This is a genomic window from Williamsia sp. 1138, assembly GCF_002095435.2.
In the GTDB taxonomy this organism is placed as follows: Bacteria; Actinomycetota; Actinomycetes; order Mycobacteriales; family Mycobacteriaceae; genus Williamsia.
Window position 1 is genome coordinate 89,616 of sequence record NZ_MJEJ02000034.1, and the last position, 22,318, is coordinate 111,933.

Below are 22,318 nucleotides of genomic sequence, written 5' to 3' on the forward strand. Positions count from 1 at the left end.
CGAAGCACGCCGAACCTCTGATATCAATACCTGTCGATATGTGAGAGGTGAACTCTCCGCGCGGTCGCGCTCAACCTGTGATGGTCAGGTAGATCAGTGCGATGTTCAGCACGATGATGATGGCGGCGGTGAGCCACGCCAGGGATGTGGTGATCCGGTTGTTGATATCTGTGCCCATCAGTTGCTTGTCGCTGGTGAACCGCACCAGCGGTATCAGGGCAAACGGGATCCCGAAAGACAGGACGACCTGGGAGACGATCAATGCGCGGCTGGGATCAACGCCGATGGCCAGCACCGTGATCGCAGGTATCAGGGTGATCAGGCGGCGCAGTACGAGCGGGATCTTGCGCTGCAACAGGCCGTCCATGATCATCGCACCGGCATAGGCCCCGACCGAGGTGGAAGCGAGACCGGACGCGAGGAGCCCGAGCGCAAACAGCAACGCGACAGCCTGGCCCAGCGTGTCGCCCACCGCCGCATGTGCGCCGTCGATCGAGTCGACGCCCTCGCGCCCGCGCAGGGTGGTCGCTGCGACGAGCAGCATGGACATGTTGACCGCGCCCGCGAGCAGCATCGCCAGGCCAACATCGATTTTCGTCACCCGCAGCAACCGCGCCCGAAGGGGTCCTTCAGGTTGATGCCCATGTCGGTCGCGCACCAACCCGGAGTGCAGATACACCGCATGGGGCATGACCGTTGCGCCCAGCATCGCCGCAGCGATCAGCACGCTCTCCGAGCCGTCGAATCGTGGTAGCAGACCGCCCAGGACGGCACCGGGGGGAGGGGGAGCCACAAACGTGCTGGTCAGGAATCCGATGGCGATGACAGCAAGCAGCCCGATGATGACCCGTTCAAACGGACGTTGACCACCCCTGTCCTGCACGAGTAGCAGTGCCATCGATACCGAGCCCGTGATCACCCCGCCGATCAACAGGGGCAGGTCGAACAGCAGGTTCAATGCGATCGCGCCACCGACCACTTCGGCCAGATCGGTGGCCATGGCGACTATTTCGGCCTGGACCCAATAGGACAACCGGGTGCGCCGCGACGACCTCAGCCGCACGGTCTCGGGTAGCGATCTGCCGGTGACCACGCCGAGTTTGGCCGAAAGGAACTGCACCAGCCCGGCCATCACATTAGCGACCACGATGACCCACACCAACAAGTAACCGAACTGCGCGCCGGCGCTGATATTGGACGCCACATTGCCCGGATCCACATAGGCGATCGCGGCGACGAACGCAGGACCGAGCAACATCGACCCGGATCGGGCGCGAGCAAGGCGAGGACGAACCGCTTCTTTCGTGCTGCGCTGCATCACAACCTTCCCGCCAGAGTTCGGGATCCCGAACAAATCTATTCGTAAGACCATAGACCACAATCGTTCGACCTATCGAGCGACTCGTCGCTCGTCGCTCGTCGACACGGCGGCCTGCCGGCCGCCTTCCGCCACGCGGGCGCGGGGTTGCAAGAGTCGAACTTGGCCTCATGGAAACTGGGCGCCGGCCAGGCTGGCCGCTGCACGTCTCGACGATCGGTTATGTTGCGGCGGCGATCGTCTGGCGCATCGGCTCGCAGAAAACGTCACCCCTCGTCGCAACTACTACCCTGTATAGTAATTTGGGCAAGGTGGTGGAAACTTTGGTTCGAGCACGCATTCTGATCATTACCGCGGTAGCGGCCCTGGGCCTTCTCGCAGGCGCCGGCCCAGCATCGGCTCACAGTTCGCTGGTGACAGCCAGCCCGCAACGTGACGCGGTCCTCGACCAGTCGCCGTCGTCGATTGATCTCACCTTCGACCAGGATGTGTCAGACCGGTCGCCGGTGATCGTGTTAAGTGACTCCGCTGGGCGCGACATCGAGGTCTCGCAGCCGTCGGTCAGCGGGCCGTTCGTCACTGCTCCAATCTCATCGGAGCTCGAACCGGGCGTGTTCACCGTCAGCTTCGGTGTCGACTCGGCCGATGGGGATCCCGTCACAGGAGACTTCACCTTTGAGGTGGTGCCAGAAGGGACGGGGCAACTCGACGGACAAGGTCGCACCGACGCCCCGCCCACTGGTCCGGTACTGGCAGATGTATCGGCAGCGATGCACAACGGCTCTGACGGATTGAACTGCGGCTGGCTATGGGGCTCTATCGCCGGGGCAATCATGCTACTGGCAGCGGGAATCGGCATGTTCTATGTCATCGGCGCACGCAAAGCCCGAAACAACGACATATGAACCCAGCATCGGAGAGGTCTAGCAGCCGTCTCTGAACGTGCAGGCGTCACCCTTCAGCCAGAACGACACTCGAATGCCCGATAGTGGTCGCGAATCGGAAGGCTTTTATGCCACAACAATAGTCAAGATTGCGGCAAGGCTCGGAGGAATTTTAAAGGCAGCTGGGGCCAATCGCCTCCAAGGAGGCGATTCTCGTGGGTATCTCTGGCCTAGATTAGCGTAACGTTCCGTTACTAGCTGCGAAAATATTGCGCTGCAATTGATTACATAATACGCCAGGCGGAGTTGGTCAGAGTTCGTTCTGCAGGGCGATTCTGTTGGTGGTAAGGGCGTCGGTGAGCATGGTCGGGTCGCCGCCGTCGGCGGGAGTGACGCCGGCGGCGGTGAGGTGGCGCAGTCCGCGGTCGAGTTCGCGTAGGGCGCGGTGGATTGCTGCTTCGGGGATCGCGATGTCGGGATACTCGCGGCTGGTGGTGTGGCCGGTCAGGGCGGCGCGTTCGATCAGCAGCCCCCAGGCGGCGATCAGGGCTTGGGATTCACGATGAGCGGCTAGGACGTCGCCGGGATCACTGCCGCCCGCGGAGGTCGACAGTTCGACGGCGATCGCGAGTCCGGCGATGGTCCGGGCGGCCAGGGCCAAAGGAATGGTGTGGGTGATGGGTAGGTCGAGCAGGTCCTGTCCTGGCTGCTCTTTGGCGAACGGTTCGACCGCCTGGCCAGCTAGAGACTGCGCATCGGCGATTGTGAAGTTGGTGCGGGCGGTCTTCTCGGTGATTCCCGGCCGGTCGGCCACGGTACGAACATGGTTCTCGATCAGCGCGGCCACCGCGCCCCGCGGCGCAGTCAATCCGTGCTGCCCTGCGTGCTCGCAGAATGCATCGACGTACTCATCAGACCAGCGCCGCTTCATGTTGCTCACCGGCCATTATGGCCACCGGGAGTGGGGACTGACTACACATCTGGGACACCGTCTGCGCACATCCACCGTCGACCGTCGATGCAATGAGAGCCGGTACGGTTCGTCATTAGTGACGAAATACAGTGCACCACATATGATTACGCCGATAGCAAATACTGCGTCGGGTCAGCTTCGATGTCAGGATTGTGCCGCTCGGCGCAGCAGTGACGGGCCGACGGCGGCTATGACCGCAGTGCCCCCAGCGAGTAGACTCCGATTCCGGCAGCTCGACGGGGGACGCCGTTGCGTGCGGCCGCTATCACTACGCCCGCGTCTACGAGGTCCATCGCGATACCGGCTTGCAGTACTGACCGCCTAACGGTCTGATCGGGGTGCAGTGCTGCGGCGCCAAGCGCGATGTCGCGAACGCCGAATGCTTTAATCCAGATGCCGCGGTCTGGTCCGGGGTAGTCGACCCCGAGGGCGCGGTGCACGCGGGCCGGCGCCAGTGCTGTCGTCGCACCCAATACGATTCGGCCGATGCCGATCGCCGTTCCGTTTGGTGGTCGGTATGAGTCCGTGGGCGTCGATGGTTTGGTGTGATTTAGTCCGATCTTGGCCGTGGGTAGGTTGCCGGATGTGTGGGGGCGTTCGAGCGGTCTCGCAGTTTGTGCACTCGCGCGTTCGATTGAGTGATGGGTCTGTTGAGAACGGTGCCAGGCGATGCCGGTTGAGCGCATCGCGGTAGGTGCCTCAATGGCGTTGATGCGTTCGACGATGCCGTTTAAGTCAATGATTTCGCGTGCCGTGTCTATGGACCGGGAACGGTTCTTCCGGGCTGCCGACCGTTCATCAACCGGCTGACGCGCTGCGCGCCAGAAGCTAGTCGTACGGGTCGCGGGTCTGAGTCCGGCCGGAGAGTTGGGCGAGCATCGCGTTGTAGCTTGCCAACTCTGCACCGTCGTCGCGTTCTTCGCGTCGGTCGAATCGCTTCGCCTGCCGTTGATCCTGCCGACTCCACTGCACCAACAACGCGAGCATCACCAAGACCAACGGGATCTCACCCGCCGCCCAGGCGATGCCACCACCGAGGCGCTGGTCACTCATCAGATCGGGGTTCCACGGCAGCATCAGGCTGTTGTAGTAGTTACGCGCGATGATGTTGTCGGTGCTCATCAACGCGACACCGAAGAACGCGTGGAACGGCAAGGAGCCGAACACCATCGCGAGCTTGGCCACCGGTGACAGCGTGCGCGGTGCTGGGTCGATACCGATGACGACCCAGTAGAAGAGATAACCGCTGACCATGAAGTGCAGGTTCATCACGACGTGCGCCGCGTGATAGTCCGCCAGTAGTTCGAACAGGCCGCCCAGGTACAGCACGTAGTAGCTGCCGACGAACAGTACAGACGCCACCAGCGGGTGGGTCATGAACTTCGAGAACGGACTGTGCAGGAGCGTTAGAATCCATTCCCGGGGTCCCGGCGGTGCGCCGCGCCCGGCCGGTGCCAACGCTCTGAGCGCCAAGGTGACCGGACCACCGAGTACGAGAAGCACCGGCACCAGCATCGACAGCACCATGTGCGCGATCATGTGCATGCTGAACAGCGCAGGGGCGTATTTGCCCAGCCCGGACGACGTGGCGAACAACAGCGCCGCACAGCCCAGCATCCAGGCGATCGTGCGGCCGATCGGCCACGCGTCGCCGCGCCGACGGAGCCTGATCACTCCCCGCAGATAGACGACGGCCATCGCGATCGCCAAGGTTCCGAACAGCAGGTCGAAGCGCCAATCGGTCAGCAGGCTCCCGAAGGTCGGCGCTTCGTCGATCCGATATCCGAGCACGAGTTCGGCGGCCGGCATGTCCGCCGGGTTGACGTTGGCAGGTGGCGGGGTACGCGAGAGACCGACTGCGATACCGAAGGTCGCCGCAAACACGAGTAATTCGACGAATGCGAATCTGACGAACGGCTTACGCTCGTCGCCGCCGGTCAAGGCCGGGATGGTCGTGCGACGATGCCAGGCGCCGAACCCGCCGAGGATCACCAACGCGGAGAGTTTGGCGAGCACCAGTTGCCCGTACGTCTCGGTGAAGAGTTGATCGATGTGCACGCGAACGAGAGCGTTGATGACACCGCTGGCTCCGACGACGATGAAGCACCAGAAAGCCACCCGCGAATATCGCCGGGCCGCGAGCGCGGTGAACTGCCCGCCCCCGCGCGCGTAGGCCAGCAGCGCGAACAGGCCACCCATCCACAGGCAGGCGCCGACGATGTGCAGGATCAGGCTGTTGGTGGCGACATCGTGACTTCCGCCGGTCGAAGAATGCCCCGCGATGGCTATCGGCATCAGCGTCAGCAATGCCAAAGGCAAAGTGATGAGGGTCCAGGTCCATCGCAACGCGATCCGGGCGACGATTGCGCAGATCAGAGCGAAGATCGCCGTCCACAACCATGATCGCGCATCGGCCACCTGGTCGAAGGCGGTGGTCATGCGATCGACAGTCAGCGTCTCAGACAACGGGAAGCCGGACGCATCTGAGATCGTCAGCGGGATCATGAGCAGTGCCGCGATCGCCCAGACCAACGCTCCCACCGATGCGAACCGGATTGCGCGGTACCCGCCGACGTCGAGAATCCCGTCGGATTGCGGCGGAACGAAGAACGCTGCGAACAGCGCCCCGCCCACGGCCACCACGGCACCGATCTCACCTATCGTCTGCACGGTGGGCAGCCCGTAGCGTGTCAGCGCGCCGGGGTCACCGACGCCGGCCAGGTCCAGCGCCTTGCTCGCGGAGATGGCGGTGACAGCAATGGCGACGGCGGCCGCAACCCAGGCCAGCACCCAGCCGATGCTCGCCGCGGCGCTACGGCGGATGTCGATCGAATCGGCGCTCGGCGTACTCACCCTTTCAGGGTAAGCAGCGAGCGCTGCGCCGAAGACACTGGCCACAGAGCAGCCCACCGCCCGCGACCCCGAGGAATGCACTCGCGCTGCACCGGGAACGGCTCAGGATCACGAGGGTGCACGCGGCCGACCAGCGTAGACCCACTCGTTCGTGGGCGATAATATCGTTGTATGTCGATCATGAGCGCAGTCTGCGCTGCTACCGGCGAGACGACGTCTGCAAACCCACTTGGTGCGGTGACTATGTGTCCTCGTCTGTCAGAACGCGCGCCCTCCCGGGTTGATGCTGATGGGCTCCTGTGGAGCTGGGCCGTGGTCGCCGGAGTTCATGACGTGACCGATGTCGTCGTTATCGGCACCCCCGGAGGCGAGCCGGTCGGGCGGCAGCACGGGCTGGCCGCCCCGGGTGGTCAGGACCGTGTCGTGGGGGAGTGGCACTGGTGAGTATCTCCCACGAACCCAGCGCCACCGCGACACCACAGCGCCGGGTATTGGTCTATGTGGCAATGGTTTTGACGACTCTTGCTCTTGTTTTTGATCCGATCGCCCGTGCCACGCTTGCCGATGGCCGCATCGTTGACCTTGGCCCGCTGGAGCTTCGGTTGGCGTTCAACACCGGGGTCGCTTTTAGCTTGGGCAATCAACTTCCCGCTGCGGCCCTGATTGCGGTTACCGCTGCAATCACTGTGGGTATTGGCATCTACGCGTGGGTCAGCGCACCGCATCACCACACAGTGCACGCCATGTGCCTGGCCGCCATCTTCGCCGGCGCCACGGCCAACGTCATCGATCGGCTCATCGACGGCAAGGTGACAGACTATTTCCACACCGGGTGGTGGCCCACATTCAACCTCGCCGATACCTATATCACTTGCGGCGCAGTGGTTCTCATCGTGGCTGTGTTCATGGAGCGGCCAGCGGACACGGCAAGCTCATCTCAGTGACCTGGTGGTGGCGCCTCGCGAGTTAGGGCTTTCTAGCGCCGGTGTGCTGCCCCGGGGTGAGGCCAGGCTGGCGGTCTGCTCGTTGGTGTGGTCGTAGCGTTCGGCGCAGTCGGTTGAGCAGAACCACCACCGGTCGGTGCCGGTCTGTCGGTGTGCCGGTGCTGTCGCTGGGTCGATCCGCGCTCCGCATATCGGGTCGCTGGGATGGCGGGCTGGGGTGAGTGCGAGGGCGTGCAGCTCGACGGGGGCGCTGATGTTGCGCAGCCCCCGAGACCCCAGTGCCGTGGTGGGCCATCCGATGCGGGTGGCGGCGGGCAGTACCGGGGTGGTGATGACCGCCTGGCCTGCGCCGGCGAGGGCGGTGATGCGGGCAGCGACGTTGACGGTATGCCCGAACAGATCGCCGTCGCGGACGATCGCTGTGCCGTGGTGGATCCCGGCGCGCAGCGTGAGGAATCCATCGTGGTCGGCGACGGCGTCCGACAGGGTGTTGATCGTGGCGAGCATCGCATCGGTGGTGTCGGCGGCGAGCATCACCGCATCGCCGATGGTCTTGATCACTCGGACACCCGGGTGAAGCGCTCGCCGGGCCTGTTCGGCCAGCGCGAGAGCGAGTTCGGCGGCTTCCTGGTCCCCGCAGATCTCGGTCAGCACGCTGAAGCCGGCGAGGTCGACGAATGCGACGGTGACCTGCACCTGCTCCAGTCCGGCCAGCTCGTTCGAGTTCGCGCCGTGGTGGTGCGGGTGCGACGGCGCGATCATCGGTCACCGCCGCGGCGCGCGCGAAACCGGGTAGTGACCGCATTCTCCCGGATCCGGAGGTCGGTCAGCGGCAGGGTGTGAAGATGCGGGCGTAGCTCGCCACGGCTGATGAACCGGTGCGGTGCACCTTCGAGGCGATGCAGCAGCCGTGCCGGTGCGCTGGCGAGCAGGTCGTAGCCCACCAGTACCCCGCCGGGCGCCAGCACCCGGACCGCTTCGGCCAGGGCCTTCTCCCAGTCGAGCACGTGGTGCAACATGATGAACGAGACAACGGTGTCGAAGGCGCCGTCCGGAAACGGCAACGCGGTGGCATCGGCGACCCGAGCGTGAGCACGACCTCGGAAAGGTTGCATCCGGCGCCCGGCGGCCTCGACCATCTCGGGATCGATATCGGTCACTGTTAGGTCAACTAGATCTGGTGGCGCCGTCGCGAGGATTTGGGTCGCCATTGCACCACTGCCGCCACCGATCTCGAGCACCCGGCCCCGAGGCTCGATGCCCTGCAACGCCCACGGCAGCACCCATCTGCCCGTTGCCGCCTCCCAGGGTGCGCTGCGACAGAACAGTGACTCGATCGTCGACATCGATGGCATACCGGCGGCTCCTTACACACTTTGTCCGGGGCGCGTCGCCCGGAAATGTCGTGGTACTCGATTACACCACAAAATATCGCTATCATCGCCATATGACGATGAATAAGAGTGCGGTGGCGACCGGCGCGGACCTCGATCCGGCGGTGGCGTTGTTTCACAGCCTGTCCGACGGCACCCGGTTGGCGATCGCGACCCGGCTTGCCCAGGGCGGTGAGGCCCGGGTGGCCGATGTGATGGCTGAGCTGGGGTTGGCGCAGTCGACGGTCTCGGCGCATGTGGCGTGCCTGCGGGACTGCGGGCTGGTGGTCGGCCGTCCGGTGGGGCGGCAGGTGTTCTACAGCCTGGCGCGGCCGGAGCTGATGGACCTGCTCGCCGCGGCGCAGACACTGCTGGCGGCGACCGGGAACGCTGTTGCGTTGTGTCCTACGTACGGCACTGACAGCAAGTGTTGCGACGGCCCAGAGCCCGGAGTCGGCGCCCCGGAGGGCAAAGCGACGGTGTGGCGATGAGCGAGGCATGCGGCTGCGGGCACGACGAACCCAGTGAGGAAGAGCAGGCGGTCTGCGCCGCAAGGGATTTGCGGTTCTGATCCTGGTTCGTTCCGGTAATCCGCCGGTGCCTTCTGGCTGCGGCGAAGCGACATCGCTGCCCCAGCGGGTACGGCGTCCTCCTGTGCGGTGTGACGGCGGCCTTCATCTACGACTTCCCGGCTGCACCGAGTCTCGCGGTTCCTGTGGTCAGGCGTTAGATTGGGTGATGAGTTTGTTGAGGGTGGTGCCGGCGCTGCCGGTCGAGCGAATCGTGCTCGGTGTGGAGTTCTATTGCACACGACTTGGGTTCACGGTTATCGCATCAGATGAGGGGTTCGCGAAACTGGTGCGCGAGGGTGCTGAGGTGCATCTATGGGCGGCGTTCGACGACGATTGGCGTGCGCGTTCTGACTTTGTCGCGATGCCGATCTGCAGTGGGGCAGAAAGCTTCATCGCGGGAACGGCTAGTTGCCGGATAGAGACCGACGGGTTGGACGAGCTCTACCGCGAGATGGCGGCGGCTCAGGTTCTTCATCCGGGTGATGCTGGGGCGGGGCCCACGGACACTGAGTGGGGCACGCGAGAGTTCGCGGTACTTGATCTAGCTGGAAATCTGCTGACGTTTTTCTCGCCAGTAGCTCCCGGGACCTGAGCACTCGTGCCGTCGAGCAGGGCAGGGTCGTTGATATGAGGGTGGAGATTCTCTATGTCGAGGGCTGCCCTAACTGGGTAGCGGCGGTCGAGCGCGTCCGTGCGGCGGCGGCCAAAATCGGAAGGACAGATCTCGAAATAGGGGTGCGGCGAATTGGGTCGGATGCCGAGGCGGCAGCGTCACCGTTCGCTGGTTCGCCGACGATACTCATCGATGGCGCTGATGCCTTCGACGATGCCCTTCACGTCGATCAACTTGCGTGCCGTCTCTACCGGACTGAAGCCGGTGCGTCCGGGCTGCCGTCCGTTGATCAACTGGCTGATGTCCTACACGCCAGAGGCTGAGCGATTCACAACTGGTCTGTTGCAGGAGCTCAGGAACGCCTCTGCCACGTCACAGTCAAGAGCTCGAACTGGACTGGCCGGACTGTAGGACTGTATCAGTCTGTATAAGATCTCGCCTTATAGAGACTGATACTTTGCTAGTGTCTGCGGGTGGAATCTGGCCTCAATCCCTTCACGCCCGGTTCGGGTACTCGTCCGCCTGAGCTGGTAGGGCGTACTCGGGAACTGGAGCGTTTCGATCTGCTTGTCGCGCGGGTCAAGCAACGCCGCTACGACCGTGGGTTGATGCTGCAAGGGCTGCGTGGTGTGGGAAAAACGACGTTGTTGGCGACCATGGCTGACCAAGCCCGGCGTAACGACTGGGTCGTTGTCGAAGTCGAAGCACAGACAAGTCAGGAAGGCGCCGAAGCCCTGCGCCGGCGAATCTCCAAAGACGTCACCCGGGCGCTTCGACGCCGAAAGTTCGCCCGGTCGATCGTGGACCGACTCCGGTCGATGACCGAAGAGTTCTCGGTGTCAGCGACCGCGTTCGGCACGGGAGTCAGCGTGTCCAAAGCAGCGCCGCCACCGCAAGCATCGCTGGGGGTGGAGTTCGAAGATCTCGTGGAAGAGCTATGCGATGAACTGCGCAAAGAAGGCAACGCGTTCGGAGTGTTCGTCGACGAAATGCAGGAGCTCGAGGCGCCGCTGCTCCAGGTCCTGCTAGCAACCCAACACCGTGCCGCCCAACGGGGATGGCCGTTCTTTCTGGTCGGGGCGGGACTGCCGAACCTCCCTCAAGTCTTAGCTGATGCGCGATCCTACGCGGAACGGCAATTCGACTACCGCACCATCGGACCAGTGTCCAACGACGAAGCACGGGCGGCGATCGTCGCGCCGATTTCCCGACTGGGACAAGCCGTCACCGACGAGGCCGCTGACTACGTGGTCACTGCCAGCGCCGGCTACCCATACTTCCTGCAAGTGTTTGGATACGAACTATGGCGCGTGGCAACAGGATCACCGTTCAGCGTGATTGAAGCCGAAGACGCGGTGAGCACCGGACATGCCTCCCTCGACTCTGGCTTCTACAGCTCACGGTGGCTCCGCGCCACCGAGACCGAACGGCGATATCTACACGCCATGGCTGTCAGCGGTACCGAGCAACCGCGATCCTCCGCGGTCGCCACAGCCCTGGGTAGCTCCATGCAATCGGTGGCACCGCACCGCGACGCCTGCATCAAGAAAGGCTTAATCTGGGCACCCGAACGCGGGGTCGTAGCCTTCACCGTTCCCGGCATGGCCGAGTTCATTCGCCGTCAAAACAACACTGAGCCAGCAAACTGACCCCCGATGGCAAAGAGTGCCAGGTAGGCGAGTCCGTCGTCGTTGGGCTTGGGCCCGATCGTCTACCAACTCGGGCGACCTACCACTCGTCGCAGCTGCTTCCGGAATCTTCGTGACGTCGAACGCGTGAACCTGTGCACTTACGCACGGCCGACGCTGCGACCTCACTGAGGCGCCGCTACACCGTGGTTCGGGATACCTTTCGTCACTGGTGTCGAAAGGCGTTGCTGCGAAACGGAAGCAGTTAGTGAGACGCATTGGCGTGTAGGACGAGTAAGAATGCTCTTATAGCAGTGATTTTCAACGGGTCGAGATACCACGGACGGTCACTACTGAGAGACTGTTGCCCTGGGGCGTCAGGCCTTGGCAGTCACCTCCGGTCGCGTCGGCGGAAGCTGGCCGTAAGTTCTCATCAGGCCGAACTACGCTGGTCAGATGCGAGTCAAATGCACCATCGTCCTCACCGTTGCGGCAGTTCTGATGACCGCCGCGTGTTCTGCGGAAGAGGACGCTCCGAGAGTTTCCGCACCGCAAGCATTCGTTGATCGCTCGACGCTGCCTAGTTGCGGGGAGACCACAGCTAAAGGGCCCGATTCCACCCTCGCCGAGTTGTACCCGCAGTCAATTGTGGACTGCCTCCTGAGGAGCCGCTACGGGAAGGGCGCGGAGCTGAGCGTCACTGCCTTTACGACCGAGGGTGACCCGATCAGAACGTACTATCGGACGGCTGAAAGCGCCTCAACCGTCGAAGTTTTCCTAGATAGGTCCCGCGACGGCGGCAAAGAATGGGTGCAAATTTCATGCGAGGTACCCACAATCACTGCCGATGCCCTCCGGACGTGTACGAGCAACTACTAGCCGGGATGCGAGCCAGCCCGGATAGAGCAATATTGTGCGAAGAATCGTCGAACAATGCAGTGACACAGATCTGCTCATGTTTCTGGACTTGTCCTAGTTAAAGCCGAGATTGAGTTTACGTCGGGTTAGCTGCGATGGCAGGATTTGTCCCGGACCGATTGGCGTAGCAGCGAAGGTCCTATGGCTGCCACGACCGCAGTACCACCAGCAAGTAGGACCCCGACTCCAGCGGCTCGGCGGGGGACGCCGTTGCGGGCGGCCGCGATGACTACGCCCGCATCCACAAGGTCCATCGCGATACCGGCCTGCAGTACTAATCGTCTAACGGTCTGATCGGGGTGAAGGGCCGCAGCGCCAAGGATGATATCGCGAACGCCGAATGCTCTAATCCAGATGCCGCGGTCTGGCCCGGGGTAGTCGACCCCGAGGACGCGATGAACGCGGGCCGGTGCCAGTGCTGTCGTCGCGCCCCATATGATTCGGCCGAGGCCGATCGCTGAGGCAACTGTCCGTTCTGCGTCATTTGTCCGATTCACGGTACCTGTTCTATCACTGCGGAGCTAGAGCCATTTGAAGCTGTGCCAGGACCCGCGACGCGCGAGCCGGGCGCAGGTCGGGCAACGCGACTCCCGGATCGCGTAGCGTTTCGTCACTGGTGACAAAATGTACTGTGCCACAATTGATTACGCCGATAATATATATTATGTCAAGTAAACTTGACAAGTGGCTAGTGGGGATAATACGACGGGCCGATGTGGTGGCATGGCGACCTCTCTGTGTCCGACCCATCGATTAGAGTGAGCTAGTTGACAATAAGGAGTCTGCATGTTCCCGAGCATCGAGACGAGCGTCCGAGACATCATGACGGCGACGTGGGACATCACTGAAGGGCGAGTAGTCCCAAAGACCGATGACATCGTGATGAGGAATGGTGGACGCAAGATCGATGCGACCTATGCCTACGCCGATCTAGCAGACTCAAGCACGATCGCTCAATACCTCGATAAAGAAGTCGCGGCGAAGATTATTCGAGCCTTTGTAAACTCCGCCACGCGGATATTGCGCCACTACGGTGGCGAGATCCGCTCGTTCGATGGTGACCGAGTCATGGCGATATTTATCGGCGAGAGAAAGAACTGGAACGCAGTCCGTTCAGCGCTCGCGATTCATTCGGCTGTCGTCGATGTCATCCGCCCGGCGATCGAGAATAACTGGGACTGGTCGAATACGAGTAAACAGCTTTACAGGATTGGCCATCGCGTCGGTATAGACACTGGTGAGTCATTGGTTGTTCGCGGCGGTGCCCGGGACAACAACGATCTCATCTCGATCGGGGGTGCACCGAACATCGCCGCGAAGCTCAGCGACTTGAAGAGCGGTCACGCCACCTATATCACCAAGCGTGTCTACGACGAGCTCGACGATGACTTGCTTACGCATCCTGAAACTGGACGTTTCTGGAGCAGGTTGCCTACTGCAGTAACGATCGGTGGTGTGTCGAACATTGTCTATGGGTCTAACACCCGTTGGGAAGTCTGATGGCTAGCGATCCAGTCGACACCGCCTGGAAAATACATGCCGCTGTGGTGGATTGGACTGGCAAGGTCGACAGCAAAGCGTCCTTCACTCTCACGATTCAAACCGCGATCATGGCCGGCATCATCACGATGTCGACCGACAATCGCGTGCTCGCGGACCTTAGCGGTCCCAAGGAGATCTTCTACACCATCGGTGTGGTCCTCGTAGGTTTGGCGATGCTGGGCTCTGCCGCAGTCGTGATCCCTCAGTTGAGGCGGTCCAAAACGCTCAAGACCGAGTCGTCGAACAACTTCATCTACTTCGGTCACCTGCGACATCTAGATCCAGCGGACATCGAGCGACAGATCAAGAACGCCGACTTGCTGCCGGTCTTGTCACATCAACTGCAGGTAATGAGCAATATCGCTTGGTGGAAACATCGCCTCGCACAAGCGTCAATGATTCTCGCAATCCTAGGCATCATCCCGATCGTCATAGTCGCCTTGGTCTAGCTAGGCTGCTGACGAGTGCCGCCTGGCGCTGTACCGCGTGTTCTCGCGCCCGAACCACATGTCCCCGGTCCGGGATTCGGTTCCTCGCTTCTAACGAGCGGCGGTAGAACAGCAAAAGAGCGACTACTTCTCGACTTCGACACGAACTCGTCGGCAGGCCATCGTCCAGTCCGTGTGTTTCGCAGGGGGGCGGGCTAGTTTGGTTGCACCGCCCGGCCACAAGGAGGATCTTCGATGGCGCTGACTTACCCATCCTTTCGTGTGTTGGCTTGGCTGGCCGGAACTAGCGGCCAACACCCGCCGGTCGAGGTATGCGCTGGGAATGATCTGGCGCTTGCCTATGACCAGCTGCGCCAGGCCGACCTAATACTCGACACATCCGACAAGGACACTGTAGGTGCTGGCCCCTTCGTGCTCAGTGCTGCTGGCCGAGTTGAGGCTTCCTTGGCCGCGGTCGAGTACCGGGCCGAGCTGGCCCGTCGGGGCGTTCTGAGATGGGTCCTTGATGACTATCGGTCGTTGGATGGACTCGAGTCGAGCGACGCAGGTAACGACTACACCGGCCCACTCACCCATCGCGAGGTGGTGGACGCCGCCAACGAACTTGCGATGGAACACCTACTTGAGGGCGAGCGCAGAGGGGACGGCGAGTTCTTCCTGGTACGTGCGACCCCGCGGGGTCAACGTGCGTTACGGGGTCCGGCACCGATCGTCGGGTACCAGTCACCTACAGCAACAAACAATCATCACCATCGGTCCACGGTTACGATCAGCGGCTCTCAGAACCAGGTTGCGTTTGGCAATTCAGGATCAGTTGATCAGCGGTTGAAGAACGTCAACAACTCCACTGCCATCGCTCCCGGCTTCGAAAAGGTTGCTGAGAGCATCCAGTATCTGCTGAACCGCCTCGACGCTTTAGCTCTTAACGACGATGACGATCAAGAGGTACGCGACCATGCCGCCGTCGTGGTCGGTGAGATCGTCCGGGACAACCCCGATCGCACCACTATCAAACGTGCAATCAACTCGGTCCGTGGCGTTCTCGCCCCGATTAGCCTCGGTGTGGCGGCGGCTGCCACCGCTGAATCAACAGAGACAGCGCGCGGGCTGATTGAAGCGCTGACCGGGCTCGTGTAGAGCTGAAACAACCGCCGATAAACCCCAGAGCTACCGCGACACCAAGCCCTACCGCGACCTAGCGCAGCTCCCGCACAGCCAGCTTCCAGCGTCGACGACCTGGAGCCACACACCCACCCCAAGGCCAGGCCACCCCACCAGGTGGCCGGCCTTTCGTTTGTCCGCTGACGCGGCCACGACTGCCCGCTACGCGGTCACCTACTCGGAGCGCCTGCGGCGCACTGTGACCCGGCCCTGGCGGGCCGGGAATCTGTGTTTTGTCCCTTCTGGCCTTCCGAGTGTGACCGGCGTCGACCTCCCGGGCGATACCCGACTCCGCTGCGCTGCGGCCCAGGGGCCCGAAAACTATTTCAACCCGTGCTTCGCAGAAAAACTTTTCGTCCGGGTCCCACCCTCCCGGTCTCCTACCCGGTCCACATCGTGCATGCCAGAAGGGCAAAAAAGTTGGCGGACATCAGGTCTGCCGCACCAATGCAGTGGAGGTCACCATGGACAACAACACCCCGATCACGCTTTCCGCACCGGCCAGTCTCATCGCCGCGCTCCCGGCGTTCCTCGGCTTCATCCCGACCGAGGCAGTCGTCGTGGTCGCACTCAAAGACGACGAGGTTTTGTTCGTCGCGCGCATCGACATCGCCACCATCGGTCAGGGTGCAGTCACGATCTTCGACACCGCCCGCCAGCACCACGCCGCGAGCGTCGTCGTCGTGGCCATTGCCAGCGATCCAGACACCGGTGCCAGCGCCGCCACAGACACCGCGGCAACAGCGGAACTGATGGGCATCGAGGTCACCCAGGTCCTCTACACCCCCAGCTGCGACGAGCAGAACTTCTGGGCTGACCTGCGCACCAACGATGCAGGGATGACCGCGGACTACCGCACCAGCCCCCTCGCCCTCGCCCGCAGCGTCCAGTCAGGGCGGACCATCGCCGGAAGCCGGGAGGCTCTGCGCGAGTTGTTCACCCTCGCCGACACCGCCGACATCGATACCCCACGCAGTCTGCTCGACATCACCCGCGAGCTCTACGCCATCATCACCGGCCACGCGGCCGCCACCGCCGAGCTGGCCGCACATATTGCCAATGCCGTGGCCGAGAACATCAGCTACCGCGACGCACTGATCACCGTCAGCAGTCACAATTACCCGGCCGCCGCCGCGACGTTCATCCAGCTCGCCAACGCGCTGCGCGACGGCAAAAGAGCCGCAGTGCTGACCCTGGTGGTCGCCGCCGCTGCACTCGGTGGGAACGGCGGCCTGGCGAACGTGGCCGTCGAAGACGCAGAACGCAGCACTGCCGAACTCCCCCCGCTGATGACGCTCATCGACCGTGCGATGCGAGCGGGAATCTCACCCGACCAGCTCGCCCACGTCATACCGACCACCGAGGTTGCGCAAGCCACGATCGGAGGTGACTGGACCACCTAAACCGCATTGCCCTTCACCAGTGAGGCCCGGAGACAAGCGCTCCGGGCCTCACTGGTGTCTGCACACGTTCCTAGAGCAGTCGACGGTCAGCGTCGTCGACGGTCACCAGATCAACCCGGCCCGCGGGCCGGCCCAAGACCAGGGCCTCGAGATCGACGGCCTGCGGCCGCGCCCCTGACACCAGATCAACCGCCACACGCTCGGATGCACTGTTCATGCCCACCACCCTAGCGGCCGGCACCCTTACTGTTTGCCCGCTGCGCGGTCACCTACTCGGAGCGCCTACGGCGCACAGTGACACCGGCCTTCGGCCGGGAAACCTTTTGTCCTTCTGGCCACTCGATTTTGACCGGCGTCGACCTGCGCGCAAGACCCGGCTCCGCATTCGCTCCGGCCTGCCAGCTCGGAAACTTTTTCAACCCGTGCTTCGCAGAAAAACTTTCCGACCGAGTCTTGCGTTCCGGTCTCCTATGCCGGTCTGAATCGTGCTTGCCAGAAGGGCAAAAAAGTTGGCGGACACGACAACCCAGGGAGGCACGCCATGTTTTTCGATCCGTTCGTTGCGATCGAGCACGTCTACAACGAGATCAAGACTCCCACCGATCCGGCCTACGCCGACATCGATGACGACACCAAGTTCGCACTGTTCGACCTCGTGGTCTACAGCCCCGAGGCCCAGAAGGCAGCCGAAACCATCCTCGATCCCGCCGACTTCAACCCTGAGAAGCAAAGGAACCCACCGATGAGCATTGCCAGCATCTACACCGACATCGACGCCCTGACCGTCGCCGCCCCCAACCTCGCCGCCGTCCGCATGATCGCAACCCTGCGGGAGATCCCGTTCGAGCAGGCCCTGGTCGAGCAGGCCCGCGACTGGTGCACCGCCCTCGATGAGGCCATTGACCGGTCCGCGCAGGAAGCAGCCATCGCCATCGGTAACGCCGAAGGTGCTGCGATGACCGGTGCGCAGCGCGCGAAGTGGTACGCCGAAGCCCACGACCACCTGGCCGAGGTCTACCGCCTCACTCAGATCAGGAATGTCGCCGCCCAGATGCTCGCCGACGCCGACACCAACCGGCTCGACGGGCGACCCGTTCGCACCGTCGAACTCCCCGACCACCAGTAACCACAAGGTTTCTGGCCCAAAAGAAAAGCAGCCGGGCCGACTGTTACTCGGCCCGGTTGCTTCTCACCCACAGTAGGAGAAAACACCATGACAAACAACACCACTACCGCCACCACTGTCGCCCAGACCGGCGAGTTCGTCGCCGCCGACCCGAACACCCTGGTGATCGATGACAACGTGCGCACCGACGCCACCCTGGACAAGGCATTCGCGGCGTCCATCGCCGCCCGAGGCGTGCTGCTGCCGGTCCTGGCCACCCGCGACGACGACGGCACCCTGCGGGTGCGAGACGGACAACTGCGCACGCTGGCCGCTCGTGAGGCCGAGCTGGCGACCATCCCGGTCTACGTGATCAGCAGCGCCGCCGCCGACGACGCCGCAACCATCGAGCGGATCAGCGACCAGCTCCAAACCAACGAGCACCGCACGCAGCTCAACAACACCGACCGGGCGACAGCAATGCAGCAGTTGCTCGACCTGGGACTGTCGAGGACTAAGATCGCCAAGACCACCCACACGTCGAAAAAGACGGTGGATGCGGCCCTGGCCATCGCCGGATCCGACACTGCGATGGCAGCGGTCAACGACCTGCTGACCCTGGACCAGGGCGCGATCATCGCCGGATTCGAAGCAGACCAGGACACCGACGCCGTCACCGAGCTACTCGACGCCGCCGCGCAAGGCAGGTTCGACCACAAGCACGCCGAGCTGCTCGAAACCGCCGCCCAGCGCGCAGCACTGCGCGAGGGACTGGCGCACTGGCGGGACAAAGGCTTTCACGTCAGCGACGTGCGCCCCCAATCCCGCAGCGCATGGACCGATTTGAGCGAGTTGGTCCACCCTGAGACCGGCGAGCGGGTGAGCGACGAGCAGTTCGAGGACCTCACCCCTGAGCACGTGATGGCGTTCGTGGAGGCCGAGTGCGAAGAGGTTTACCTCAACGCCGCCGGTGAGCATGTCGATGCGTCATCGATCGATTGGAGCGTGCAGGGCGAAGACCCCGACGTCGCCGTGGCCGAGGGGATGGCTGACCCGCGCACCCTCACCGAAGGTGAGGAGTGGAACCACTACGTCACCTGGTACCACAACGATCCGGCCCGCGACGGCCTGGAAACACTCAGCGAGTACCGCAAGCGCAGCAAGGCAGCGGCAGCCGATGCCGATCTGACCGATACTGCTCCCGCTGGTGTCGCCGAAGGTCAGGACGACGTCGAAAGCCCCGAGGACCAGGCTGACCGGCTCGCACGCGAGCGCGCCGAGCGTGAGCGCCAACAGGCCGAGGCCGAGAAGCGCGAACGCCGTAAGGTTCTCACGCTCAACAAGTTGGGTGTGGCGGCGCAGAGCGTGCGCCGGGAGAAGCTGACCGAGGCATTCGCCCGCAAGACCCTGCCCAAGGGCAAAGCCGCTGTGGTCGCGGCGTTCCTGGCAACGACGGTGTGGCGCAACGCCGATCTGTACAACGCCGCCCGCCAGGACGCCGACGCCAAGAAGATCGCCGCCGAGCTGCTCGGTGCCGATCCCCTCGAAGCGCTCGACGGTGCCGCCGCCGAACGGGCCCAGTTGATCGCCCTCGCGATCACCTGCGCCGCACACGAGGCGAACCTGCCCAAAGATGCCTGGCGCGGTGGCCACGCGTACCTGCGCACCGTCGGAGACGCCCGCAGCCGGTACCTGCGGTTCCTCACCGAGACGTTCGGCTACGCCCTCTCGGACATCGAAAAGGCTGTCACCGGCGACATCACGACCGACGACATCGACATCAGCTGACAATCGCCGTGCGGGGCAGATCACACCACGATCTGCCCCGCACGGCAGCGGCCCTGTCCGATGCCACTGCTATCGTCAACGCCGAGCCTGGCCAGCAAGTCCCCCCGGACCAATCCCCCCGATTGAAGCTGGCCAGGTTCTTCTATTTCCCGGCCGCGATGGGGACGGTGCCCCCGGCTCGGTCTCAACCGAGAGCACCTAAGCCGGGGTCAACGCTCACAAGCACCTCGACCTGCTGGCGGGGCTACCCGGCGACTTTCCCGGTCAAACCGGTGTCGGACCTGCGGCCCGAGCTTCGCTCCTGTGGTCACCATAGGGGGCGCGCGCCTTTTCAGTGTCGCTGGCCGGGGGCCCGAGCTGTCAACCCACGCCCCTGCGGTGTCGCCCGTTCTCCGCTGCGCTGCGCCCGTGCGCTCCAACGATTTTCATCCCGCACTCGCTGCGCTCGCATGAAATTCGTCTCCGGCCGCCGGGACTCTTCGGGGTTGACAGCCCACCCCGGCCAGCGCGAACGCAAGGCGTCAAGCGCCACCAACCACGAAGGGCACATCATGACCATCTCACAGATCCTCGAAGACACCCGGCAAGCCATCCGCCAGGCCGTCGCCGCCGAGAACGGCAGCGAGCAGCAACGATCAGCTGCCCACCATGCCCAGAGCCTGGCCAACACCGTCCTCCTGGACTTCACCGCCAACAGCCGGGACCTGGGCAGGGCCCGGTACTACCTCGAGGAAGCCATCGGCATCCAAACCCTCACGACCGACTAACCCGGTCGAGGCCGGCGGGTCACCTCAGACCCGCCGGCCTTCACCGCCGCAGCACACCCCGCCTATAAGGGCGGGGCGCCAATCACCAGAGCGAAAGGCTCAAACATGAACGTCTACACCACGATCGCCGGAATCCAGTACGGGCCACTGGCTGTTACCCAGGCCAGCCTGGTCCACCGCGTCGGGTTGATCAGGGTCGAGATGGCTGACGGATCAATCCCGACCGCCCAGACCTACCTCAGCCCCACCACCACCCAGACCGTCGAGCTGTTCCCGAGGACCATCGGCTACTGGTCCCTACAGGTAGCGCCGTAAGGCCCCGGCGTTGACCGCCTGGCCCACCCCCACCGGGGTGGGCCTTGTCGTGCGTTGACACGCGCATCGGCGGCGAGGGAGCTGTGTGCCCGCTGCGCGGTCACCTATTCGGAGCGCCTGCGGCGCACTGTGACCCGGCCCTGGCGGGCCGGGATCGCATTTGCCCTTCTGGCCTTCCGATTATGACCGGTTCGTCCGCCGCTTCGGACTGCTGACCTGCGGCCCTATCGGGTCGGACACTTTTTCACCCGCACTCGCTGCGCTCGCAGAAAAACTGTCCGATCAGCAGCCACTCCGCTCTGTCCTCTGCCGGCCCAATCGTGCGTGCCAGAAGGGCAAAAAAGTGGTCGGACACCAGGTCTGCCGCACCATGCAGTGGAGGTCACCGATGGACATCAACGACGTAGCCAACCGAATCAACCCGCGCCGCGCGCAGCTGGCCCTGGCACAGATCATTGCTGGACTCGGAGCCCATGAGAGGTGGTCGCGCGATCACCTGGATTGGATTGCCGAGAACGCCAAGAAGGCATGGACCGGAACCGATCTGCCCAGCTTCACCGACCAGGGCAGCGACGCCGCCGAGTTCTGGGCAGCCGTCATCGACACCGCCCCGAGCGCCGAACCCGCCGACCCGCTCACCCGGTGGGCTGAGATCTTCGGTGACCCGGAGCTCGCCGACGAGATCGCAGTCGCGCTCAACTGCACCGAAGCCGACGCGACCGCCGCCGCACTCACCGCCGCCGGGAACCCCCGAGCCGCCGCCACGTTCCTGGCCGCCCACACCGCCCGCGACACCAGCGACGGCGAAACCCACGACTCCTGACACGACCGAAGGCCCGTGCCGTGGGTGTCCCCAGTGTCGGGGACACCCACCGCCCGCGGCCACCCTCCGCGCGGAAATGAGAACGAGATGACGACCTCACCAGAGCTGTTCGCCCGCTGCGTCCTTCCCGGATGCACCCACCCCGCCGACGAGCAGGGCCACCCCTGCCCCGACTGCTCCCGCGCCTTAACCGGGTACCTGCACCCCGCCGCCGCGCCACCGCTGACCGAGGCCGAGCAACACCTCCGCGACGAGCACATTCGAGCAGCGCAGCGCGCCCACCGCACCGTCGCCGCCGCAGCGGCGGCCGCCGATGTCACCGGCGAGGCGTTGACCAGGCCGAACCAACGGTGCTGGCTCTGCGACGAACGCCGCACCTGCACCCGCATCAGCGGGCAATGGGAATGCCGGCAGTGCCAGAGCGTCACCTGAGCTGCGCCCCGATCACCACCGACAACCTCAACCAAGGAGACCCGATGAACTACGCCCACTCCCCCGCCCTCGCGACACTGACCACCCCGGACACCACCGCGAAGATCATCGCCGACAGCGGCGACACCGTGGTTCTCTGGTGGACCGACAACGCCGCCAACGAATGGTCCGAAACCCACGACAACCTCGCGACCGCACTGGCGCGGCTGGCTGTGCTGCAGCACTGCATCGCCCATACCGAAGGCTTCGCCCACACCGATCCGCTCGACTTCGCCAGCGACGCCGCATCATTCCTGGATCGCAGCACCACGATGCCCGCTGCGCGGTCACCTAAGTGGAGCGCCTGACGGCGCGCAGTGTCCCGGCCCTAGCGGGCCGGGAACGCTTGTTTTGTCCCTTCTGGCCTTCCGATCATGAACGGTTCGTCCGCCGCTTCGGACCGCTGACCCAGGCCCCT

At 63.7% G+C, this 22,318-nt stretch carries 25 protein-coding genes; 16 read left to right on the plus strand and 9 right to left on the minus strand.

The window, feature by feature from the left end; all coding sequences use genetic code 11:
* Positions 1-70 precede the first annotated feature (70 nt).
* Positions 71-1,318, minus strand: coding sequence for an Nramp family divalent metal transporter (locus BH683_RS07640; RefSeq protein ID WP_084835692.1), 1,248 nt, complete (start codon positions 1,316-1,318; stop codon positions 71-73).
* A 170-nt stretch (positions 1,319-1,488) separates the two neighbouring features.
* Here BH683_RS07640 and BH683_RS07645 point away from each other — a divergent pair, with 170 nt between their 5' ends.
* Entirely contained in the window at positions 1,489-2,223 is a 735-nt protein-coding gene (locus BH683_RS07645) for a copper resistance CopC family protein (protein ID WP_084835660.1), read from the plus strand.
* Between the two features lie 289 nt (positions 2,224-2,512).
* Here the strand turns inward: BH683_RS07645 and BH683_RS07650 are convergent, their stop codons facing one another.
* From BH683_RS07650 to BH683_RS28355, 4 genes are all read right to left on the minus strand, one after another.
* Positions 2,513-3,142 (minus strand): hypothetical protein, encoded by a 630-nt coding sequence (locus tag BH683_RS07650; RefSeq protein ID WP_143695999.1) that lies wholly within the window; start codon positions 3,140-3,142, stop codon positions 2,513-2,515.
* Between the two features lie 221 nt (positions 3,143-3,363).
* Entirely contained in the window at positions 3,364-3,648 is a 285-nt protein-coding gene (locus tag BH683_RS28350; RefSeq protein WP_143696000.1) for a hypothetical protein, read from the minus strand.
* Positions 3,649-4,003: 355 nt separating this feature from the next.
* On the minus strand, positions 4,004-5,965 hold the full coding sequence (locus tag BH683_RS07660) for a cytochrome c oxidase assembly protein (RefSeq protein WP_094647323.1): 1,962 nt from the start codon (positions 5,963-5,965) through the stop codon (positions 4,004-4,006).
* A 321-nt stretch (positions 5,966-6,286) separates the two neighbouring features.
* Complete coding sequence (locus BH683_RS28355; protein WP_062800715.1) at positions 6,287-6,466, minus strand: hypothetical protein; 180 nt, start codon at positions 6,464-6,466, stop codon at positions 6,287-6,289.
* A 68-nt stretch (positions 6,467-6,534) separates the two neighbouring features.
* Here BH683_RS28355 and lspA point away from each other — a divergent pair, with 68 nt between their 5' ends.
* Positions 6,535-6,972, plus strand: coding sequence for a signal peptidase II (gene lspA / locus BH683_RS07665; protein ID WP_084248515.1), 438 nt, complete (start codon positions 6,535-6,537; stop codon positions 6,970-6,972).
* On the opposite strand, the gene BH683_RS07670 is transcribed toward lspA, so the two are convergent.
* Together BH683_RS07670 and BH683_RS07675 are read right to left on the minus strand one after the other, a co-directional pair.
* On the minus strand, positions 6,961-7,734 hold the full coding sequence (locus tag BH683_RS07670; protein WP_084248511.1) for an adenylate/guanylate cyclase domain-containing protein: 774 nt from the start codon (positions 7,732-7,734) through the stop codon (positions 6,961-6,963). The two genes, lspA and BH683_RS07670, sit on opposite strands and share 12 nt — an antisense overlap.
* Positions 7,731-8,327, minus strand: coding sequence for a class I SAM-dependent methyltransferase (locus tag BH683_RS07675; RefSeq protein WP_062800713.1), 597 nt, complete (start codon positions 8,325-8,327; stop codon positions 7,731-7,733). The genes BH683_RS07670 and BH683_RS07675 overlap by 4 nt, the downstream gene beginning before the upstream one ends.
* Positions 8,328-8,419: 92 nt before the next feature.
* Here BH683_RS07675 and BH683_RS07680 point away from each other — a divergent pair, with 92 nt between their 5' ends.
* Complete coding sequence (locus BH683_RS07680; protein ID WP_062800711.1) at positions 8,420-8,836, plus strand: metalloregulator ArsR/SmtB family transcription factor; 417 nt, start codon at positions 8,420-8,422, stop codon at positions 8,834-8,836.
* A 247-nt stretch (positions 8,837-9,083) separates the two neighbouring features.
* Positions 9,084-9,509 carry a VOC family protein gene (locus tag BH683_RS07685; protein ID WP_062800741.1) on the plus strand — a complete coding sequence of 142 codons (426 nt, stop codon included), beginning with the start codon at positions 9,084-9,086 and terminating at the stop codon, positions 9,507-9,509.
* Between the two features lie 179 nt (positions 9,510-9,688).
* On the opposite strand, the gene BH683_RS29140 is transcribed toward BH683_RS07685, so the two are convergent.
* Positions 9,689-9,823 carry a hypothetical protein gene (locus BH683_RS29140; RefSeq protein ID WP_255283891.1) on the minus strand — a complete coding sequence of 45 codons (135 nt, stop codon included), beginning with the start codon at positions 9,821-9,823 and terminating at the stop codon, positions 9,689-9,691.
* 180 nt (positions 9,824-10,003) lie between these two features.
* Here BH683_RS29140 and BH683_RS07695 point away from each other — a divergent pair, with 180 nt between their 5' ends.
* From BH683_RS07695 to BH683_RS07720, 5 genes are all read left to right on the plus strand, one after another.
* Positions 10,004-11,179 carry an ATP-binding protein gene (locus BH683_RS07695; protein ID WP_062800709.1) on the plus strand — a complete coding sequence of 392 codons (1,176 nt, stop codon included), beginning with the start codon at positions 10,004-10,006 and terminating at the stop codon, positions 11,177-11,179.
* Positions 11,180-12,862: 1,683 nt separating this feature from the next.
* On the plus strand, positions 12,863-13,576 hold the full coding sequence (locus BH683_RS07705) for an adenylate/guanylate cyclase domain-containing protein (RefSeq protein WP_084835662.1): 714 nt from the start codon (positions 12,863-12,865) through the stop codon (positions 13,574-13,576).
* Positions 13,576-14,067 (plus strand): Pycsar system effector family protein, encoded by a 492-nt coding sequence (locus BH683_RS07710; RefSeq protein ID WP_084835663.1) that lies wholly within the window; start codon positions 13,576-13,578, stop codon positions 14,065-14,067. The genes BH683_RS07705 and BH683_RS07710 overlap by 1 nt, the downstream gene beginning before the upstream one ends.
* A 234-nt stretch (positions 14,068-14,301) precedes the next feature.
* Positions 14,302-15,204 (plus strand): hypothetical protein, encoded by a 903-nt coding sequence (locus BH683_RS07715; RefSeq protein WP_143696001.1) that lies wholly within the window; start codon positions 14,302-14,304, stop codon positions 15,202-15,204.
* 488 nt (positions 15,205-15,692) lie between these two features.
* Positions 15,693-16,631: a DUF4192 family protein gene (locus BH683_RS07720; RefSeq protein ID WP_143696002.1), complete on the plus strand. Its 939-nt coding sequence runs from the start codon at positions 15,693-15,695 to the stop codon at positions 16,629-16,631.
* Between the two features lie 70 nt (positions 16,632-16,701).
* On the opposite strand, the gene BH683_RS28620 is transcribed toward BH683_RS07720, so the two are convergent.
* The gene (locus BH683_RS28620) at positions 16,702-16,848 is read right to left on the minus strand and encodes a hypothetical protein (RefSeq protein WP_168186992.1); all 147 of its coding nucleotides are present in this window, start codon (positions 16,846-16,848) and stop codon (positions 16,702-16,704) included.
* 324 nt (positions 16,849-17,172) lie between these two features.
* On the opposite strand from BH683_RS28620, the gene BH683_RS07725 reads away from it, so the two are divergent.
* From BH683_RS07725 to BH683_RS07755, 7 genes are all read left to right on the plus strand, one after another.
* Entirely contained in the window at positions 17,173-17,757 is a 585-nt protein-coding gene (locus BH683_RS07725; protein ID WP_084835666.1) for a hypothetical protein, read from the plus strand.
* 87 nt (positions 17,758-17,844) lie between these two features.
* Positions 17,845-19,524: a ParB N-terminal domain-containing protein gene (locus BH683_RS07730; protein ID WP_084835667.1), complete on the plus strand. Its 1,680-nt coding sequence runs from the start codon at positions 17,845-17,847 to the stop codon at positions 19,522-19,524.
* Between the two features lie 551 nt (positions 19,525-20,075).
* Entirely contained in the window at positions 20,076-20,291 is a 216-nt protein-coding gene (locus tag BH683_RS07735) for a hypothetical protein (RefSeq protein ID WP_143696003.1), read from the plus strand.
* Between the two features lie 105 nt (positions 20,292-20,396).
* Positions 20,397-20,606 (plus strand): hypothetical protein, encoded by a 210-nt coding sequence (locus BH683_RS07740; protein WP_084835669.1) that lies wholly within the window; start codon positions 20,397-20,399, stop codon positions 20,604-20,606.
* A 388-nt stretch (positions 20,607-20,994) separates the two neighbouring features.
* Entirely contained in the window at positions 20,995-21,429 is a 435-nt protein-coding gene (locus BH683_RS07745) for a hypothetical protein (protein ID WP_143696004.1), read from the plus strand.
* An 87-nt stretch (positions 21,430-21,516) separates the two neighbouring features.
* Positions 21,517-21,861, plus strand: a complete 345-nt coding sequence (locus BH683_RS28360; RefSeq protein WP_143696005.1) for a hypothetical protein — start codon at positions 21,517-21,519, stop codon at positions 21,859-21,861.
* Positions 21,862-21,905: 44 nt separating this feature from the next.
* Positions 21,906-22,208, plus strand: coding sequence for a hypothetical protein (locus tag BH683_RS07755; RefSeq protein WP_143696006.1), 303 nt, complete (start codon positions 21,906-21,908; stop codon positions 22,206-22,208).
* Positions 22,209-22,318: the final 110 nt, after the last annotated feature.

Excerpts from the sequence above, each read along its gene's own strand:
- BH683_RS07640 (WP_084835692.1), bottom strand. The coding sequence starts at position 1,318 with ATGCAGCGCAGCACGAAAGAAGCGGTTCGTCCTCGCCTTGCTCGCGCC.
- BH683_RS07645 (WP_084835660.1), top strand. The coding sequence starts at position 1,489 with ATGGAAACTGGGCGCCGGCCAGGCTGGCCGCTGCACGTCTCGACGATC.
- lspA (WP_084248515.1), top strand. The coding sequence starts at position 6,535 with ATGGTTTTGACGACTCTTGCTCTTGTTTTTGATCCGATCGCCCGTGCC.
- BH683_RS07670 (WP_084248511.1), bottom strand. The coding sequence starts at position 7,734 with ATGATCGCGCCGTCGCACCCGCACCACCACGGCGCGAACTCGAACGAG.
- BH683_RS07675 (WP_062800713.1), bottom strand. The coding sequence starts at position 8,327 with ATGCCATCGATGTCGACGATCGAGTCACTGTTCTGTCGCAGCGCACCC.
- BH683_RS07680 (WP_062800711.1), top strand. The coding sequence starts at position 8,420 with ATGACGATGAATAAGAGTGCGGTGGCGACCGGCGCGGACCTCGATCCG.
- BH683_RS07685 (WP_062800741.1), top strand. The coding sequence starts at position 9,084 with ATGAGTTTGTTGAGGGTGGTGCCGGCGCTGCCGGTCGAGCGAATCGTG.
- BH683_RS07705 (WP_084835662.1), top strand. The coding sequence starts at position 12,863 with ATGTTCCCGAGCATCGAGACGAGCGTCCGAGACATCATGACGGCGACG.
- BH683_RS07710 (WP_084835663.1), top strand. The coding sequence starts at position 13,576 with ATGGCTAGCGATCCAGTCGACACCGCCTGGAAAATACATGCCGCTGTG.
- BH683_RS07715 (WP_143696001.1), top strand. The coding sequence starts at position 14,302 with ATGGCGCTGACTTACCCATCCTTTCGTGTGTTGGCTTGGCTGGCCGGA.
- BH683_RS07720 (WP_143696002.1), top strand. The coding sequence starts at position 15,693 with ATGGACAACAACACCCCGATCACGCTTTCCGCACCGGCCAGTCTCATC.
- BH683_RS28620 (WP_168186992.1), bottom strand. The coding sequence starts at position 16,848 with ATGAACAGTGCATCCGAGCGTGTGGCGGTTGATCTGGTGTCAGGGGCG.
- BH683_RS07725 (WP_084835666.1), top strand. The coding sequence starts at position 17,173 with ATGTTTTTCGATCCGTTCGTTGCGATCGAGCACGTCTACAACGAGATC.
- BH683_RS07730 (WP_084835667.1), top strand. The coding sequence starts at position 17,845 with ATGACAAACAACACCACTACCGCCACCACTGTCGCCCAGACCGGCGAG.
- BH683_RS07735 (WP_143696003.1), top strand. The coding sequence starts at position 20,076 with ATGACCATCTCACAGATCCTCGAAGACACCCGGCAAGCCATCCGCCAG.
- BH683_RS07740 (WP_084835669.1), top strand. The coding sequence starts at position 20,397 with ATGAACGTCTACACCACGATCGCCGGAATCCAGTACGGGCCACTGGCT.
- BH683_RS07745 (WP_143696004.1), top strand. The coding sequence starts at position 20,995 with ATGGACATCAACGACGTAGCCAACCGAATCAACCCGCGCCGCGCGCAG.
- BH683_RS28360 (WP_143696005.1), top strand. The coding sequence starts at position 21,517 with ATGACGACCTCACCAGAGCTGTTCGCCCGCTGCGTCCTTCCCGGATGC.
- BH683_RS07755 (WP_143696006.1), top strand. The coding sequence starts at position 21,906 with ATGAACTACGCCCACTCCCCCGCCCTCGCGACACTGACCACCCCGGAC.